Origin of the sequence: Streptomyces sp. NBC_00080 (assembly GCF_045041255.1) — a bacterium.
Classification (GTDB): Bacteria; Actinomycetota; Actinomycetes; order Streptomycetales; family Streptomycetaceae; genus Streptomyces; species Streptomyces coriariae.
Genome location: NZ_CP108235.1, coordinates 5836110 through 5855018 on the forward strand (window position 1 = coordinate 5836110; position 18909 = coordinate 5855018).

An 18909-nucleotide genomic window follows, 5' to 3' on the forward strand; every position below is an offset into this window, starting at 1 on the left:
TTGCCGACGCTGGTGTGACGCTTGCGGCCGATTGCCTACGGGAGAGCCAAGGACGCCCTCGCGCGGCCGATCAGGCGACGCGCGGGCGCACCGTACTCGGCCGACTCGGCCAACCAGTCCCATGCCCTCTCGTACAGCTGGATGTCGTCCTCGCCGTTGAGCCACAGCTCTTCGCTGATCGTTTCGACGATGACCAGCCGCCGGTCGTAGATCCAGAAGGCATGCGGGGCCGTGCGCCGGAGCTGCGCACCGAAGGGCAGGATGCCGAGCTCGATCCGGCTTCGGCCCACCAGGTTGTACAACCGGTCCAGTTGCTCGGCCATCACGTCCGCAGGACATGCGCGATGGTAGAGGGCGGCCTCGCACACGAGGAATCGGAACGACTTCTCCGTGTCGTACAGGGCCTCTTGGCGGCGCATCCGGGCTTCGACGGCAGCCTCGGTCGTTGGTTTGATGGCCCGGAACTCCGCGTTGGCGTCGAAGATGACGCGGGCGTACTCCGGCGTCTGGAACAGCCCCGGAACGCGCGAGACCTCGAGCCCGCGGATCGACTTCGTGGTCTCGGTCTGCCGGACGGCGATCTCCTGGCGGCCTCGGTGCCCGCCTGCCAATTGGCGTCGCCAGGAGCGGTGCCGCTGCTTCATCTCAAGCCCGGCCAGCAGGCCCTGGAGTTCGGCCTCGGTATCCGGCCTGCCACAAGCCGACGCCCACGCGGTCAGGTCGGCTGCGGCCGGGGTCTGTTTGCCGTTCTGAAGACGGGAGACCTTGGAAGGCTGGCAGCCGAGCTTGGCGGCAAGATGCCTGCCCTCCAGGCCGGCCTCGGCGCGCAGCTCGCGCAGTCGCGCGCCCAGGGCTTCTCTGGCGGTCTGGAAGTCCGTGCTCACATGCTGGAACGTACCCGCCGGGCGAACTCTTCGGAACGGTCTCCGAAACGGATGGCATGATGCCAGGCGGCATCTCTGGCCTGGCAGGCGGCGAGCACCTCCGCCGAGTCTTCGGTCACGTACACACCCAGGGTGGTGTCGTGGTCGTCGAACGCGAAGCGGGCGAGGACCTTCGAGTCCAAGAGCCAGAAGTCGCTCTCCGGCAGCCTCAGTTCCTGTGCCTGGGCGCGAGTCAGGTTGCGGATGTCCTCGCCTGCGGCGATGTTGCCGGGCGCGGTCGCGAGAAGAAACTCCTGCCCTTGGCTGAGCGGTTCGTCGACGACGCGCACACGCTCGAACCGCTTGCCTTGTGCCGTCTGCGTACGGACGTTCTTCCGCCAGGCGTTGTCCGGATCGCGGGAGACGTCTTCGCCCGCGAGGAATCGGGCCCACTTGGGACTGTTGCGGTCAGAGGCATATCCGCGGCGGGTCTCCAGACGCCAAGCGGTGTGCTTGAAGTCCCGGAACAGCCCGGAGACCGAGGAGAACGGCTGGAGTTCGGGGGCTTCGCTCCTGGGTGCATAGCGGGTCAGCAGGTTGCGGGGGACGCGGACGAACGTCTCCGACTCCTTGACGTCCCGCAGTTGGACCAGGTGCTCCGGGTCGGTCTCTCGCTCACCCTGGACGAGGATCTCGTCCGTGCCCTCGATGTCGTACAAGGTGGGGCAGTCGCCGTCCTCGCTGGTCGTGCCGATGAACCTGAGTGGCATGTCACCCTCCGTTTGTGGTCACTGGAATACCAGGATGGGTGGACGGCCCCCAGACGTACCCATGGATTACAGCGGATTGTGCCCACCAGGCGACAGTCCGAGATTGCGCGCAAGTGGTGTTGGTGCTCCGTAATCCCCACCAATCGAGGCGTAAGAGTTCACATCGGCAGGAAGCTCGTGGTGGAGATCCCGGGTGATCGCCATGGGTTTGCTGCCGGTGTGACCCGCCCCGGAAAAGTGGGGCCGGATCAGACCATTAACGCCAGCATGCCCACATCGGCCAGGCAGTCCCCGCCCCGCGCCACCGCCAGGGCCACATCCAGCTCAATCTTGCCTGGATCGTGCACAGCCCGAGGACACCGCCACGGTGCGAGCGCCGCCGATATCGCTCGGTCCAGGCCGGTCTTGCGGACCGTCTCGATCAGCTTCTTCACCCGGAGAGTGCTTCTTTCAGGCGACGACCTGGACCCTAGAAAAGTCCCATCGTTGCAGGTCAGGAGTACTCTCTGCGTTTCTGATCACCCATCGGACGCCCTGCACGCGAAAGCGCGAGGTTAAGCCGACACTCCCCGTCCGGGACGCGCTCGTCCGCAAGTTCTTGCAACGTGAGCCGATCCGGTGGCTGGCGTACCGGCCCCGAACGGCCAAGGCGTCAGCGAGTGAAGAAGCCTGGCACTCGACCGTCCGGTGTCCCGACGAGGGCCGCCCGGTCGAGCAGGATGTTGTTGTTCTCGCAGCTCGTCTCGGGGAGCAGTAGACAGGCATGGCAGGCGGCCACGTTCAGGCTGTCCGCGCCGCTCGACTCGGACTCCATGCACAGGGGGTCATTAGAGCACCAGCTTGCTCTGTGCAGGGCAGCCCGGAGCGAGCCTTCGAGACGGTCCGGTTCACCCTGGGCGACGACGCCGCCGAGGCTGCCGGCGGAGTCGCTGGTGGCCGTGTAGACGAGTACGCCTGCCATGTCTTCCTCGCCGTAGATCCGCTCGCGAAGGGAAGCTGCCGGGTAACCGCCGTCCAGGCTCCACTCGTTGATCAATATGTGTGCCAGGGCATGCAGAAGGAGAAAACGGGGCGTGGCGGGGGAGGGCGGAACCGGCTTGTCCGAGTCGCCGACGCGTGCTGCCAGCAACCTCTCGTGATTTTCCCGGATCCGGGCGGCGCGAGCGACCTGCCCCGGTTCCTGCTCCCAGACTCGCAGCCGCTCGGGGTTGAGACGAACGAACACCCCTTCACCGCTCACTTCGAAAGCCGGCAGCCAACTAGGCCGGTCCAGAGAGATCGCGGCCTCGCGCAGTGGTGAGTCCGCCGGACTCGGTTCCTCCACGCGCCGGAACGACTGCAGTGCCCGAACCTCGCGCAGCCGCTTGACCAGCATCACCTGAGCCAGGCCACGGGACGAGAGCAGAGCACCGATCGGAGTGGTGGGGGGCTCGCAGACGAACTCCTGCTCCTGGTCCGCGACCTCGGGGTGCGGCGTGGACAGGCTCTGGTACTCGCCCTCGTAGATCTCCTGCCGGTAGTTGCGTGCGTGCTTGGCGATCTTCGTACCATCGGCCGGCTCCGTCGCGGCGGCCTCGGCCGTGCGCCTCCGCTCCACCTCGGCCACCACGTCCTTCCCGGTGTACTCCGGGTGGTGACGCAGCAGTTTCTGCATGCGCACGTACGCCTCGATGGAGGCGGCATCCTCATGCTTGAAGATTTCGTAGTACGGCGCGACGATCTTGGCGATGCCTTGGCTCCACGGGGGGATGGACAGAGCCGAGTACATGACCGGGAACCACACCGAGGAGGAACCGCGCTGGAGGGTGCGCGGTGGCTCCTGGCAGCTCACGGCGGGAGCGTCCTTGAGCCAGGGGCTACGGCCGGCACACCGGATGCCGAGGTCCCTGAGGGCCTGCCGTCGGAACGACCCTTCCATGGACACCTCCTCCACCCCACAACTGCAACCGATCAACACGGCACGCAGTGATGCGGTCGAGCCGTCGGCCCGGAACGTCAGTTGCCCCCCGCAGGCCCCGGATGTCGTCCGGTTGCCCCTATGGAGCCACTTCCAGTAGGGGAAATCCTCCAGATGGCCGTGCGTGCACGCGATCACGAAACGGGACGGGACCAGGTTCTCCTGACAGGTCGAGCACTCGGCCCGACCGGCGGGCGAGTTGAACTTGCGGAAGGGCTGCAGTTGATGGCAGTTGGGGCATGAGTACATCTCCGGGAAGCGCACTGCCCGTACGCCGTCCCGGGCCTTGTCGGGATCGGGAGCCGGTGGCATCCGGAAGCCGGAGACGCCCAACTGCCAGGCCAGACGGGGCTCCGAGATGACGGGAGCCTCGGAGATGTCCCACGAGTCGATGCCGCGGACGAGGAAGGACTCGTTCTCCACCGCGATCATGGCTCCGACGCCGTACGTCGTGATGAGCTGGGCCCGGCGGATCTCTCCGAGCCTGCGGGCGGTACGGGCCGGGGTCGACGGGAGGCCACGGCGACGGGTGCGAGGCGGGGCGGGGCTCATGGTTCAGCGCTCCTCGAAGACGGTGGACGAGGCGTCGACGTCGCGCAGACTCCACAGTGTCTTCCACGGCGAGGCGTCGGGTGACTCGTCGTCGTAGTTGGCCAAGAGGGCGGGCACGCGGGAGCCGCGCGGAGCCTCGTACACGAGGTTCGGGCTTGCCAGCGCTTCGTCCTGCCACCATCCGACGAAGTCCTCGAAGGCCGCTGTGGTGGACTCGAGCTCGGCCGGCTCGACCACCGCCACCCGGTCGAGCACGAGGGTACCGACCGTCTCGCGGAGGTCCACCACGAAGTCCTCCACGCGTGATGCCGCGTCGTTGTCCCGTGCGGCCGGCAACATCAACCGGGCCAGAGCCACCACCACGGAGTGCAGTCCTCGGTCGCGGGCCCGGGCGGAGAAGGGGGTCACGCTGGTGGACTCCACCTCGCGGTACAGGGCCGAGTGGAAGCTCTGGAAGTCCTCGTAGTGCGAACGGTCCCGTGAGCGAGTGGAGTTGAGCATGATCGCGACGAGACCGGGATGTTGCCGGCCGACCCGGCTCGTCGCCTGGATGTACTCCGCAGTGGTCTGCGGTTGACCCATCACTGCCATCAGCCCCAGTCGGTCCACGTCGACTCCCACGGAGATCATGTTGGTGGCGAGCAACACATCCAGTACGTCCGGCATAGGGAGATGTCGTTCCATGGCCTTGAGCCGGCGGGAGATGTCGCTGGAATTCGCCCGGCTGCTCAACTCTGTGAGGGCGTCGGCGCGGCGTACTTTGACTCCGTCACGCAGCGCGAGGTGTCCCAGACGCTCTTGGACGTCGTCAAGGACCTGGAGCTCCGCCGCGGAAAGCAGTCGCAGGCTGTTGAAGTAGCCGATCAGGGTCCAATACGCGTCCTTCACCTCAGGCGGAGCATCATGAGTGTGAGCCCGATGGAGCAGCGACGCGTACACCCGGATCAGCAACGTGGCCTGACTGGTGCTGGAGGTCAACAGGCCGACGTAGCGGCGGGCCGCCTTCCGCTCCCGTGGCGTCTCCACGGCGAACCAGGAATCCCGGGAGTCGAGGCCCGAGGGCGGAAACTGCTCCACCGAACGGGCGAACAGTCGGGTGCCCTGCTCGTCGGCGCGTCGGATGGTCGCGGTCGAGGCGACGACCTTGGGGCCATCCGCCAAGGCGTCCACGGCCGTCTCGTACAGGCCGGTCAGCGTGCCGAGCGGGCCCGAGATCAGATGGAGCTCGTCCTGGACGATGAGCTCGGGCGGTCGCACTCCGTCCACGTCCCGGTTGAACAGGGCCGCCGACGCGGGTCGCCACGGCATCGAGGCGAACTTGTCGACCGTTGCGATGACCAAGGTCGGTCGATGGGCGTAGATGGCTTCGTCGATGAGGTGTATCGGCAGTCCCCCCCAGTGGAAGTCGCACGTGCCGGAGGGGCAGTTGACGGTCATGCGAACGGCGCTTTCATCGACCGAGTAGTCCGCCGCCCGCAACGATTCGCCGCACCAAGGGCAGTTGCGCAGTTGGACCGGGTTCTCGGTCTCCAACTGGAAATTCTCGTTGCGCACGAGATCGGCCAGCTTGCTCGTGGCGACCGCCAAGGTGTTGGGGGTCGCCGAACGACCCACCCACATGCCGATGGAGATCTCCTCGTGCCCCAGGCTCGCCGGGTCGGCTGCCCGCAGTAGTTCCATCGCGCAGATGAGCGCCGCTGCGCGCTCGAACTGTTGGAGGGTGAGTAGTCGGAGCGTGTACCGCATGAGCACCGTGACGCCGGCCCCGGCATCCCCGCCCCGGAGGCGCCTCAGGAAGGTGGTGAAGGCGATCAGGCCGAGGTACGCCTCCGTCTTGCCACCACCTGTGGGGAACCACAGCAGGTCGGAGACCTTTCGGTCTTCGTGGTCCGGAGCGACGATCCCGGCCAGGCAGAGCAGGATGAAGGCGATCTGGAAGGGCCGCCACCGCCCGGCCTGGTTGTCCGGTTCGCCTGACCTGCCGTCCTTGATCCACGCGGTACGTGCCCGCTGGTCGGCCATCGCGAGGTTCGCCAGCCGGAACGCGCGCAGAATGTTCGGCTGCTCGGTGTCATCCAACAGATCCACACCTTCGCGCATCCGGCGCAGGGCTTGCCGGCAGAGCCGGACCTGTTCGGCCGCGATCTTGCCGTGCTCCGTGTCGTGCAGCAGGCGAGCCTGACCCTCTTGGGTCTCGATCCACCGCTCGTATCCGCTCAGCAAGGTACGAAGGGCCGAGACGACCTCGTGGGCCGGGTCGGTTCCCAGCCGGTACATGGCCAGCGCCTTGTCGTCGATCTCCGGGTTGGAGTCCGTCAGCAACACTTCCTGGGAGGGGACGAACTCGGTCCGCAGGGTGGCAACGGCCGGACGATCGGTCGATACGGATCCCACCGGAGGTGGCGGCCAGTCCCAATGCGCCGCGCAGCCATGGCCGGTGGCGAAGCTCGGAGCATGGCGGTACAGGAGGCGGCTCAGCGCATGTTCCGAGTCGACCGCGTCCAGAGCGGTCGGCCGTGCCACGAACACGGAGCTGCTGCCGTCCTCAGCGGTGACGATCAGCTCCGGTTGGTAGAAGCAGTGCGCGTCCCGGAGGTCGAACTGGCCGACCTGCAGACTGTTGACGACCGTGGCCGTCACGGTCACCGTCCCGTCCGACTCGGACCGGGGGCGGACCAGTACACGCAATTCCAGCCCGGGATGGAGGCCGAAGGGGGCGAGCAGGCCGGACTGCGTGACGTCCACGTCGACGGGTTCGATCCGCAGGGCGGAACGACGCCAATGTTCCCGCTGGGCCTTCGTGCTGCGTGCCTCGGTCCGCTTGGCGGACACCGGGTTTCCCTCGGCGTCCTCGGGGGTGTAGACGGCAGTGTGTACGGTCAATCGAATTCGCCCCGATACGGTCGGGTCCACGGCGAATGTCAAACCGATGGACGACGGCATCCGGACGTTCGCCAGCGAGACGCCCAGATCGCCGGGGCCTTCCTCGATGTCTCGACGGGTGCCGAGTGACACCACGTCGAGCCCGTCCCGCTCGTACTCCAGCTCCCCCTGTTCGGCCGGACCACTTTGGGGCGAGACACCGGACCGGTCCGGCTGCGAGCGCGGGAAGAGCACGCCGATCGGGTACATGGTGATTGGCGCATCGTCCGTGAGAACCTCGTCCGGACCACCCACGGGGCCGAGCAGGTCTTGCCGCAGGGCGCCGAGGAGCGAATCGCACACCTCGTAATGTGCCTGGTGAGTCGACCCGCTCATCCTTCGTTCCCTTTCGGTCCGTCCGTGTGCCAGTGGAAGCGCCCCAGACCGCACAACCGGGGTGCGACCCACGCGCCGTGCCTACCCAGCCCGGCGGCGTCTGTCGCCGCAGGACTGCCCGCCACGCTCTCCACGCATTCGACCCGTATACCCGTGATCAGCGGCGGCCAGCGATCGACCTCAGAGTGCGCGGTGCGGCGCAGCATTCGGTGCAGGTCGGTACGGAAGCGCTCCGACATCACCGCGATCTGTCGGCCGCCGACCACCACTGCGTACGGTGGGGACTGGTCGGCGGCGACGGGGATGCCGTGCAGCAGCACGAGCTCCGCCTCGGCACCGGCGGTGACGTCGGCCAGGAGGTACCGTGACACCTCCGCAGCGTCCTGGTGAATTCCCTCCGTGCCCGGAGGCTGCTCGTGGGACACGTCCGAGCCGATCAGCTCGATGCCGTTGCGGGCCCAGGTGCTGCGACCACCCAGGTACCAGCGGTCGATCCTCTTGTCCTTGCGGAGGAGCCACGAGTTGGGGGCGTCCAGGACGTACAGATCGTCCCGGGTCCGGGTCATGGCCACATACAGCAGCCGGGCTTCCGCCGCCGGGTCGTAGTCGTACTTCTTCTTCCGGACTTGGGCCGGCTCTTTCAGCACGCGTGGTTCGACGATCAGGACCCGGTCGAACTCCAGGCCCTTGGCCCGGTGCACGGTCGAGATCACGAGCGAGGACGACTGAGCCGCAGTGAGCTCGTCGGGCAGCCGGCCCTCGACGAGTGCCCGGTGCAGCCCGACGACATCGACGGTGCGGCGGCCGCTGCCCCGCGCCACCTTGCGCACCGACCGCCAGAGCGCCTCCGGTGTGCTGCCGTCAGGGACTCTCAGGTCGACCAGCAGTTCTTCGAAGCGCTCCCGGCTCAGAGTGGAGGCGCCGGTCGAGGCGAGGAGTTCGGCGATCCACACAGGGGCCGAGCGCTCGCGCGCCGACCGCTGCAATGTGTGGGGGACATCGGCTTCGGCCAACATGCCGGACAACGTCAGTGCCTGGCCGTTGTCGCGGCACAGGATGGTGGTGGTGTCAGGATAGTCGCGCAGCGCTGCCAGCACGAACTCGTCCTCCAGGCTCCCGAAGTTCGGTGCCGAGAGCAGCAGAGCACGCAGGTCGCCGTGGATACGCTCGGCCTCGGCGGCGGCCACGGCCCGATCGCGGGGCAGCCGCTGCAACCGGGCGCCGTAGGGCAGGGCCATTCGGGCAGCCTCGCTGCGGGCCCGGAAGTTGTCGCCCAGGTGGAGTTCCACCAGGTCCTCACCGAAGGTGGCACGCACCCAGGCCAGGAAGCGGTCGGTCTCCTCGGCCCGCTGATCCGGATCGGACACCTGGAATCCGTACACCGCCTGAGCCGAATCACCCACCACGGTGAAGCCGCTGTTCTCCTGGAATCGGTCGAGCAGGGCCTCGACCATCTCCCGACGGACCCCCACGAGGTCCTGAACCTCATCGATCACCACATGGGCGGGCAGGTACTCGCCGCCCTCGACCGCCCCCTTGTCGATGGCCTCAGTGGCGGCCTCGATGCGTTCGTCGAAGGTGTATGTTCCCCAGTCCGTGTCCGGGTAGGCGCGGTTGAGCAGGGCTGCGGCCCAGGCGTCGAAGGTCTGCACACGAATCCGCTGCGCGGCGGCGGCGTGCCGCTCGATCCGCTCGGTGAGTTCGCGCACGGCGGCACGGGAGAAGCTGAGCACCAGGATCTCCCCGGCCTCCAGTTCCTCGCGCTCCACCAACACGTCGAGCCGCCGTACGAGGGTGTGCGTCTTGCCGGCGCCGGCACCGGCCGTGACCAGTACCCGGGCGTCCCAGGGCTGGTCCACCACGGCCTGCTGTGCGGCGGTGAGCCGATGCTCGGCGAGCGGGGTGAAGGTCACTGGGCCTCGTTCCACAGGTACTCGAACTCGGTGAAAGCGAGTTCCTCACCGAAGTTCGTGATGTTGTCCCGCACGTTCAGGATCAGGCAGCTCTCCTTGCCACCGTTCTTCGGGCCGCGCAGACCGCGTCCGATCATCTGCTGGTAGATGTTCGGGCTGTAGGTCGGACGGGCTACTACCACGACACGGGTGGCCGGAGCGTCGAAGCCCTGGGTGAGCACGCCGTAGTTGGTCAGGACCTGGATCCTGCCCTTGCGAAAGTCGTCGATCTGCTTACGGCGTTCATTGGGGGGCGTGGTCGAGTCGATCGCGGCGGCCTTGATGTCCCGGTCACCGAGCTTGGCGGCCAGCAGCTTCGCGTGGGCCACGGAGGTGGCGAACACCAGAACAGGCCAGTCGGAGGGCATGGCGGCGATCTCGTCGACGATTCGCTGGCTGCGTCCGTGGTCCTCGGCCAGCCGCTGCTCGGCGCCCTTGGGCAAGGTCGAGAACTTCTCAGACTGGGCACGCTCGTCCGCCGTCAGCGCGATGTCGGCGCCCACCAGCTCTCGGTGCTTGACCTGGGACAGAACACCGATCTGTTGTAGCCCCTTGATGGCGACGGACAGATCGCCGTCGAAGACGCCGGTGTCGAGGCGGTTGCCGAACCGCTGCACCAGCAGCCGGGTCAGTTCCGCATTGTTCCGGTACGGGGTCGCGGTGAGTCCGATCAGGTGACGACCGGTACGGCGGTGCGTGAGGTCAAGCTGTTCGAGCAGTCGTGTGTAGCGCGGCGACATCGCGGTGTGAGCCTCGTCGATGATGACGAGTTCGGCTGCTTCCCGCAGCCAGGCGTAGTCCTCCTTTTCCAGGCAGCTGTCCAGTTTGGCGTCGGTGGCGACGACAAGGTGCGGACGTCCGTCGACGGGCGTCGCCTCGTTCGAGGCCCAGAGCCGGCTGATGACCAGGGGAAGCTCGGGACCCACCTTCGACCAGACAAATTTCCAGCTCTGCACGGCCTGCTCGCACAGCTCTTCGGTCTGGGCGATCCACAGGACCGGACCGGGTAGATCCTTCCGATCACGGATCCACCGGATCACTCCCTCCGCTGTGACTCGGGTCTTGCCGGATCCGGTCGGCAGGCTGAGCATGCCGCGCTGGGGCATGGGGTTCTCCAGCACAGCGAGCAGCGCCTGCGCGAGTTCCTCCTGATAGGGATGCAGGGAAGGGAACTCGGACGGACCGTCGACCTCGAGGCGGGGCTCCAGCGAGGGCACCTGGGCGCCCGCGAAGGAGTCCGGGAACCCGAGGTCGGTGACGAAGCGCAAGGCCTTCGTGTTCCCGGTGAAGGAGCTGGGGGCGCGGGTGGGGAAGTCCAGAGCAAGATCCCGGGAGTGGACCCGAAGGATCGCTTCACCGTGGGCGTTGAAGGCCATCTCAGCGATGCGCCGAAGGTTCGGCTCGGTGCCCTGCTCCTGGATCTCGCTCTCCATGAGGCCGGGCGGAAGTTCGCCACGCAGGGCTTCCTCACCGATCAGCAGAGCGATCTTGTCGATGACACTCTCGCTTTCCCGCACAGCGCGCAGTCGCCCCAGCAGGGCTTGGTCCTGCTCCTGCCTGTCCTGGAGAGCTAGAGCCTGGCTGCAACCGGCCATGCCGAAACCCCACTTGAACTCCTCATCGGCGGCGCGCAGAACCTGCAGCCGGTCAAGGGAGTCCAGTACGAAAAGGGTCTGGCCCTTCCTCGCGAACTTGAGCGACTTCCGCTTGCTGCCCATGGGTGTGCGCACCACTTGCTCAAGCTCGGAACAGCGCTGGATCTTGTAGCTGCTGCCCGCCTGACCGAGGCGGGCCTTGACCGTCGTGAACTCCTCGAACAGCGACACGGCCCGCCCGGTCTTGACGGGCTCGATCTCTCTGCTGATGACGTCGGAGACCTTGAGCATGCCCCATTCCTCGATCATCTCCTTCGCCGTGGCCACGTCCGCCTTGTCGGTGACCAGGAGCGCGGGGAGGCGCTCACGGACGAGCTCCTTGAACTCCACCTCGTTCAGCGCGACGGCGATCTCGCTGTCGGGGCGTCCCTCCCAGGCAGCTCCCACGCGGCATCGGGTGGGAACGCCTTCCGGGAACTCGAAGCCGACCCTGTGCAGGAGGGCGTAAGCGCGGCCGATGAACGCGTCGTCCTCGCTCTCGAGCACAAGGTCCAACAGCTTGTTCCAACGCCGGGTGGGCACCTCGTCGGAGGTCGTGGGCATGTTGAGCCTTCGCGCCGCCTCCTCCGAGATCTCGGCGACAGGGAGAACAGCACGAAACGCCTTGAGCTGCGGACCGACGGCCTCGGCCACCCGGGTCAGTCCCAAGGAGGTCTTCACGAGGCCGTGCTTGGAGATCATCCAGCGCAGCGGGGACATCACGGCCTTGCGGGTACTGGCGGTGGTTCCGTACTGCAGCTGCCAGTGCTGCGAGATGTCGGATGCCGGCAGCGCCGCTACGAAGGCCGCGCGGCCCTCCTCGGACAGCGCGGGCAGCAGGTGCAGCGGTCCCAACGTCGGAGCACCCTCGACGGAAAGGCGGGAGATGCTGGGTCGGGGAGCGGCGCTCGGCAGACTGCGGAGGTGCTGGTCGTGGACGATTCGCCGGAATTCCTCGAACCATGTCTCCTCCTGGGGCCGGTATCCCCCGGTGGGGCGGTCGAACAGCCCGAGGTCGCGGAAGACCGCTCTGTCACTCTCGTGGAAATCCAGGTCGACGGCGATGGCCTCGTCGCGGCTTCCGTCGCCGGGCACCACCGGTCCGGGCAGGAGACAGTCGCGCATCAGCCTGTAACGACCGTCCATGGTACGAACGCGCAGCGTCGTCAGCGGCCTGGGCACCTTGGCACGAATGCGGTCGACGTTCGCGCTGCCGCCGGCGCTGCGCAGCAGGATCCAGAAGTTCGACCATGCGTTGTTGTCGTAGTTGTCGAAGCCCTGATCGAGGACGCCCTCGAACCGTCCCTGCGCATCGGCGACCCGGATGCCGATGTTGTGCAGATGCCGCGCCATTTCGGGGCGCTCGGAGATCGACGGGTGGACGTAGACCATGTCATCGCGGAGGCTGTCGGCGGAGGTCCGGTGGAAGATCTCACCGGCTACGGGGGCGACGACCCCGTGCTCCTCGGTCAGCACGACTCGGGCCCTGCGAGCCTCGGCAGTGAGATCGGAGTCCCCACGCAAGCGCGCGGCCTGATCCTTGAGCACCATCAGCGACAGGATCTCGATGGCGTGGCACGAGGCCTCTGCGGAGCCGTCGGCGACGAGCGCCTCGAGCCAGTCCTTGACGTTTTCGGGTGACTTCCCTGCTGCGTCCAGGATCTGCTTCATCTTGCCGCGGCGAAGGGCAGTGTCGGAGGCGTCGACGGATGCGTGCAACCAGTTGGTGGGGCGGCCGGTGTACTCCGACCAGATCCGGACCCATTCCTTGTCAAGATCCGACGGCGTGATGAACAGGTCCCGAGGGACCTGGAGTTCACCGTTCTGATCAGGTAGCGAGGGGCGCTGGGCAGCTATTTCCCATACTTGCCGGAGGAAATAATCGTCGGCCCAGTTGAGCTTCTCCTTTGTGCGGCCCGGCAGCAGGGGAAGGTATGCGGCAGGGTCCTCGGTGGGCACGAGTTGGGGCAGGGTATCGATCACCAACCGGGCCGCGACCTGCAGCAGCTCCCGGTTGAAGGGGCTGCCGTCCAGAAGGTGCTGTCGGTCCTCGTTTGTCTTCCACGGGGCGTTCAGGATGCCTGTCAGCGACACCTCATACTTCGTCGGGAAGAACGCCCAGAATGATCCCCTGCCGACGGGAGTGGTGTACAGGCCGTTGCGGACGGTGTATTCAGGCACAGCCCAAGAGATCTCCAGCACCGGTCGGTTGTGCAACTCGCCAGCGCTGTCCGCGACATTGGCGGTGGGGGAATGGGCGACAGAGAACACCTTCCACTGCTCGGTGGTCTGCTTGGCGCCGCGTGCCACTTCCTTGAGGGTGCGGTGGATGCCCTTGGGTTCGATCGAGATTTCCCGCCGTGCGGGCGGCATGGTCCGCTCGTCGTGCAGCAGTACCTGGCCCACGTGGGAGGAGAACAACTGGAAGTGAGCGGGAAAAGCTTCCGTCACTCGCCCACTGCGGCTCCTATACCCGCTGATGTCCCGTCCGAGACGCTCTGCCGCACCGGGCTTGAGGGGCAGGCGGACGACGGTGGTGGCCCAGCGCAGGAGCTTGTCGAGCACGTTGTCGTCGGCGCGCTCCTGTTCGACATCGAGGGGCCGGGCCATACGGAGCACCGGGGTGTCCATTCCAATGTCGCCCTGCCGGCCGATGGCCTGGGCGATCTCGGCGGTGGACCAGTCCCGGTCGAAGCCGAAACCGAAGGCACCGTTCCCGCTGAAGAATTGGGGCGAGTCGCTCACGGAGAGCACGGACTTGACGCCGACGCCGAAGCGGCCGATCTGCCCGCCGCGCTTGCGCGAGACACTCATGCGCAGGATGGTCTCGGCGCCCTCCGGCGTGACCGGGGTGCCTTCGTTCGCGCAATAGAGGTGGTTCTCGGTCAGGACGACGTGCAGTTTGCCGCCGGGTGATGCCGCGATCTCGTCCGCCGCGTTCTGGACGAGTTCGAGCAATTGCCTTTCGCCGTAGCCACCCTGGGTAATACGGCGCTCACCGTTGGCATGCTCCTGTATCAGCCCCGGGTCGACCTGATACGTCTTCAGGACGGTCGAGGACTGTCGGATCACGGTGTCGATCACGGGCGGGAGCGAAGGGTCGGCCAACTGCCGGTCGGTCATGAGGCACCTGTCTCGAACGAGAGAAACGAACCGAGGACACCGTGGGGGAGGGGGTACCGGTTATGAAGCCGGCACCCCCGGCTGAAGCAAATCAGGACAGCTTATGAGGAATGAGGGGGATCAGCTGTCGATGGTGGTGACCGTGGTGACGGTCGTGATCGTGGTGAAGGTCGTCGTCACGGTCACGACCGTCGCGGTCCGCTTGGCCGAGCGGATCCTCTTGGTGCGGGTGACCTTGATCTGGTAGGTGCGGGGGCTACCGGCGCGCCGAGGTGTGGTGGGGCGACGGGTAGCACGGGACGTGCGGGGCACGGGCGGGACGAAGGGGGTGGTCGTCTGCTCCGTGGGCTTGCTCTGTGCGCGGCGGGCGAGATGCCGCCGCTCCGACGCGAGGACCTGGGGGTGGATACCGTGACACATCAGGAGCTCTGCGCGGAGATCGGGGTCCTCCGTGTTGTCGTACTCCTTGATGAACCACGCCATCCAGGTCTCATCGTCGTTCATGTGGGTCCCCTCCCTGTGGGCGTGCCAACGAGCGCCCGTGACTGGATGACGCAATGCAAACAAAACTGTGCAACTGGTCTGAGGACAGAGCTCTCCGCCCCCCGGAGCAAGCGCATCCTCAACGGCCTTTGCCACGTGGGGAGTTGCCCAGGAGGAGCCTAGCACGCAGCTTGTGTGCCGATCTGAAGATCGGAAGAAAATTCAATCCACCCTCGCTGGCGCTCGAATCGATCGCGTATGTCTATTGAAATTTGACAGTGCCGTTGACGTCAATCGCGGTGCTATCGTGACGCTGCCCGGAACCGATGGGGAAGTGGGGCTATGGAGGACGACACCGAGGACTTCGGCCTGTGGCTTGGGCGCCAGCTGCGCCGCAAGGGGATCTCGCAGGCGGAGTTTGCCAAGCAACTGGGGGACCTGACGCGCGCGGCGGTGTCGGCGTGGGTCACCGGCAGGGCACGGCCGCGGGCGGAGATGATGGTCAGGATCGCCGAGATCCTGGAGACGGACGTTGCCACCCTGGTCACCAGGGACGCCGACGTCGGATCGGCCCGACCGATTGGCTGGTATCACCGGATCGCCCATCACGACGGAGGTCGGGAGTACGGCAACGCGGCCGCCTTCGCATTCGACGCGAACCTGGCCGTGCTGGCCCGGGAGGTCACACAGAACTCCCTGGACGAGCGGCTGGACCCGCGACGCCCGGTGCGCGTGCGCTTCACCCTGCATGAGCTGACCGGCGAACACCTGCACTCCTTCCTCTCCGCGCTGAAGTGGGACGAGCTGGAGCCCCATTACACGGCGGCGGCACAGTCTCGGCAGAAGGTCGGCCGGGTCCTCGGCGAGGGGCTACGGGCGTTGCGCGAGGGGTCCTCTCTTCTGCTTCTCCGGGTGGACGACTACAACGCCTCGGGGCTGACTGGGCCCGAGTACGGGGACGGCCGATACGCCGCTGTGGTTCGCCGGCAGCTCGACAGCCACAAAAGCAACGACCGGGCCGGTGGTTCGTACGGGCTGGGGAAGGCCACCCTGTGGGCAGCGAGTCGGCTGGGTCTGGTGCTGATCAACAGCACCCTGTCCGAGACGCATGAGGGGCGGACGGCGCGTCGGGTAGTGGGACGTCTCGACCTTCCTTGGCGAGAGGTCGACGGAGTCGCATACGCAGGGCCTGCATGGCTCGGTGAGGCGGACACGGAGAAGGAGCACGAAGGTGTCTCCCGCTCCTGGTGGGCGGACGAGCGTACCGTCGCCGATCTGCGACTCGATCGGGACAGCGACGATCCGGGAACTTCCTTCCTCGTCGTCGGCGCCCACGACGCGGCCGGCAACAACGACACCCTGGAAGATCTGCACGAGGCCCTCAGCCGGGCGCTGGCCGACAACTTCTGGGCCGCCATGACCTCTGGCCGTACGACGTCGGCCGTGCTGGAAGCATCGGTCCGTGCTCTTCGCAACGGCGAATCTGTGGTTCCGGAGCAGCGGGTCGATCCGCTCGATCGGCACCCGGCGCTGGCCCACGCGCTCCGGGCGTACATCGACGGCGAGACGGTCGACGAGCTCACGGCCACCGGACAGGTCGCCGCCGTGGACGTCGCCCTCGTCGTCCCGCCGCTGCGGGCCGCCGGGCGTAGGGCTGAAGGACACAGTCACCGTGCCGTACTCCTGGTCACTCCAGCCGCCGACAAGGACGAGGAGCACAGCCGTATCACCTGCATGCGCGGCACTCGGATGACTGTCACGGCCCGGCGTCCGCGCGGCCTGCGGCCGGGAGGGGACCCCTTCCAGGCTGTTTTGCTCGCCGGTTTCGCCACTGGCGACGACGGCGTGGCGACCCATGCCGCCGAAGCGTTCCTACGGGCCGCCGAGCCGCCGGAGCACGACAGGTGGGGGGCGACAGAGGAACTCACCGCCGCCTATGCCAACGCACCTCGGCGATTGACCGAGTTCAACGCGGCCATGGACGCAGCGTTGCGGGGCGTGATGGGGCGGCGGACTGCCGGTCAAGAATCGGCCGGATCCGAGGTCCTCCGGAGGCTGCTGCGCCTTGATGCGCCCGCCGCGGTGAGTGGTCGTCGTGGCCAGGGACACCCGCTCGTGGACCGGGTCGTCGGGAAGGTGGACAGAGACGGGGCCTGGACCTTGGACGTGACGCTGACCGTCCCGCAGCGCGACGACCGTTGGCAGCTACTGCCGGTGGTCAAGTTCGATGTGCGATCAGGGGGGCGTCCTTCATTGGAGTGGGCGGAACTGTCCGCGAAGGAGAACTGCGAGATCGTCGACGGCAGGCTGCTCATCGATCCGGACGTGCGGTCGGCGCGCTTCGGTGGCGTCACGGCTGTCGGCAGCCACCCGGTGGCCGCCGCCATGGCCGGTGTGATCGTGGATATCCAACAGGCACGGGAGGCTTCTGCGTGAGCACCGTGTACGCGTACCCGACTTTGGTGGGGAAGATCGAGGTCACCGTCCGAGGGGCGAGCATAGATGGGAAGCCACTGCAGCTCTCGCTGATCTCCCAATGCGATCAGGTCGTCGCCCTTCATCAGATCGAGCGGAACGACTGGACCGAAGGCGTTCTCGATCTCGAAGTCTCCCTCCCCATGGATGAATTGGCCGACGGCCCATGGTCCGGAGTCACCTGCGTCGCCGTACTGTCCGAGGGAGCCACCAACACCCGCAGAGTGAGTCGTCTGGAACGCCGTCGTGACGACACCCATTGGCGAGGTGAGGTCCGAGTACGCCGCTCCACGCATGTGGCGCGCGCCGTCCTGGACGTATGTGTCGTCGGCAGTCACGGTGGAGTTGACGGGCGTGTCCTCGGTACCACGGATACGCCCTGGATCGTGGAGCTCCTTGCCCGCACTCCCACGAGACAACGCGATCTGGAGATCCTGGAGGAGGATTTCCGGGACGGTCCGCAGGAGTGGCTGCGTCCGTTCATGGATGCGCCTTGGTTGATCGACACCACCGGAGACGTGCCGGCCGTCCTGCTCAACACGTCCTTCGAAGGTCTTCCCGAGCTGCTGTCCGGTGCTCGTGGCCCGTTGGAGAAGGCAACCGCGGGACTGGTGGCCGCACAGATTGCGGGAGAGGCCTGGGCGACGATGTTCCACTCCGCGCTGAGCGACCTCGAATGCGATGAAGATGGCACCCCGCGCTTTCCTGGTGGATGGCGGGAGTCAGTGCTGCGCTCCATGCTTCCCGAGGTGTTTCCCGGGCTGCCCCTCTCCGAGGCCTTGGGCGAGGCCCACAGCCGTCGAGGTGACGGCCGAGGATGGGCAGAGGTCCAGTCGCGGATTCAGTTCGCAGCCGGAAGACGCGGCCAGGTGCCCAAGAATCTGACGGCGGCCATCCGTGCCGTAACCCGTGCCCAGGAAGTGAGCCGATGAGCCGACTCCGCATCGAGCCCCCCGAACGGCTCGCGCTGCTCCCCGGTCACCTCGGCACGGCCTTCCTCACCCATGGGGTACGCGCGGGGCAGGAGGGCCTGCCACAGGTGGCGATTCTCCGGGCGAGCACGCAGATCGAGAGTGACTCCGTCCGGTGGAGCGCCGCCCCGGTGCGGGAGATCGTCGAGGAGGCCATGCACAGGTTTGATGCGGCGCGGACCGACGCCGATGCCTGGCTGGCGCCTCGGCTGCACGCGACCCTGCGGATGACCCGTGCTGAGGCGGCGACCCCGGATCTGTGGAACTTCCTGGCGTTGGCCGTGGCACCGGACTTTGTCTTGTGGCGGCACATGCCGCCCGGGGAGGCCGGCGACGGCACGCCCAGGAAGGTCAACAGCGCCAGATTCGTAGGCCCTCACTACAGCCAGGCCTTCGCCCGACTGTGGTGGGCCGCCGAGATGTTCCGGGACGGGCCTGATTACACCCCCGCGGAAATCGCCTGCCGCAATCAGGACATGACCAACACTGCGCTCCGGCTCGCTGTCATCGATCACAAGCCCACAGCACTGGCCCTGGTGCGGGTCCTCAAAGGGCTGGCCGACGAGGGGGCCACACGACTCGGGGATCGGGTCAACGCGCTCTGTACGGCAGTCAATACGGCCGGCAGCACGCTCATGTACGAGGTGATCGCTCCGGACGAGGCGCCCGACCACCACGCACTCACCGACTGGATCGACGATGCGGAATCGGCACCGGCGGTTCCGTGGGACCGGCTTCCCGGAGGGCCGGACGACGGCACCGCCCGGCGTTCCTCCTGCGAGGTACTGTCGCGGATGTTCGAGCGATTCGCCGCAGAGGCGCCGTTGCGTGACCGGGCTCGGTCCGGGACGGCGCACGCTTAGAGGGACCG

10 protein-coding genes and 1 pseudogene are annotated in these 18909 nt (G+C 66.9%); 3 read left to right on the forward strand and 8 right to left on the reverse strand.

Going from position 1 to position 18909, the window contains the following annotated elements:
* Positions 1-35: 35 nt before the first annotated feature.
* From OHU34_RS26120 to OHU34_RS26155, 8 genes and pseudogenes are all read right to left on the reverse strand, one after another.
* Complete coding sequence (locus OHU34_RS26120) at positions 36-884, reverse strand: helix-turn-helix transcriptional regulator (protein WP_230195610.1); 849 nt, start codon at positions 882-884, stop codon at positions 36-38.
* Positions 881-1633 carry a DUF6879 family protein gene (locus tag OHU34_RS26125; RefSeq protein WP_405768557.1) on the reverse strand — a complete coding sequence of 251 codons (753 nt, stop codon included), beginning with the start codon at positions 1631-1633 and terminating at the stop codon, positions 881-883. The genes OHU34_RS26120 and OHU34_RS26125 overlap by 4 nt, the downstream gene beginning before the upstream one ends.
* A gap of 263 nt (positions 1634-1896) precedes the next feature.
* Positions 1897-2067 (reverse strand): annotated as a pseudogene (locus OHU34_RS26130) (IS1380 family transposase); the annotation flags it as partial.
* Positions 2068-2285: 218 nt separating this feature from the next.
* On the reverse strand, positions 2286-4142 hold the full coding sequence (gene drmB, locus OHU34_RS26135; RefSeq protein ID WP_405768559.1) for a DrmB family protein: 1857 nt from the start codon (positions 4140-4142) through the stop codon (positions 2286-2288).
* Positions 4143-4145: 3 nt separating this feature from the next.
* Positions 4146-7400 (reverse strand): helicase-related protein, encoded by a 3255-nt coding sequence (locus OHU34_RS26140; RefSeq protein ID WP_405768561.1) that lies wholly within the window; start codon positions 7398-7400, stop codon positions 4146-4148.
* A complete protein-coding gene (locus OHU34_RS26145) occupies positions 7397-9313 on the reverse strand; it encodes a UvrD-helicase domain-containing protein (RefSeq protein WP_405768563.1) in 1917 nt (638 codons plus the stop codon). The genes OHU34_RS26140 and OHU34_RS26145 overlap by 4 nt, the downstream gene beginning before the upstream one ends.
* Entirely contained in the window at positions 9310-14109 is a 4800-nt protein-coding gene (locus OHU34_RS26150) for a DEAD/DEAH box helicase family protein (RefSeq protein WP_405768565.1), read from the reverse strand. The genes OHU34_RS26145 and OHU34_RS26150 overlap by 4 nt, the downstream gene beginning before the upstream one ends.
* 120 nt (positions 14110-14229) lie before the next feature.
* Positions 14230-14613 (reverse strand): hypothetical protein, encoded by a 384-nt coding sequence (locus OHU34_RS26155; RefSeq protein WP_405768568.1) that lies wholly within the window; start codon positions 14611-14613, stop codon positions 14230-14232.
* 321 nt (positions 14614-14934) lie between these two features.
* Here OHU34_RS26155 and OHU34_RS26160 point away from each other — a divergent pair, with 321 nt between their 5' ends.
* From OHU34_RS26160 to OHU34_RS26170, 3 genes are read left to right on the forward strand one after another with little or no spacing between them, the layout of a single operon-like run.
* A complete protein-coding gene (locus OHU34_RS26160) occupies positions 14935-17028 on the forward strand; it encodes a helix-turn-helix domain-containing protein (protein WP_405768571.1) in 2094 nt (697 codons plus the stop codon).
* Positions 17025-17999, forward strand: coding sequence for a hypothetical protein (locus tag OHU34_RS26165; protein WP_405768573.1), 975 nt, complete (start codon positions 17025-17027; stop codon positions 17997-17999). Before OHU34_RS26160 ends, OHU34_RS26165 begins: the two co-directional genes overlap by 4 nt.
* Positions 17996-18901, forward strand: coding sequence for a DUF6339 family protein (locus OHU34_RS26170; RefSeq protein WP_405768575.1), 906 nt, complete (start codon positions 17996-17998; stop codon positions 18899-18901). The genes OHU34_RS26165 and OHU34_RS26170 overlap by 4 nt, the downstream gene beginning before the upstream one ends.
* Positions 18902-18909 lie beyond the last annotated feature (8 nt).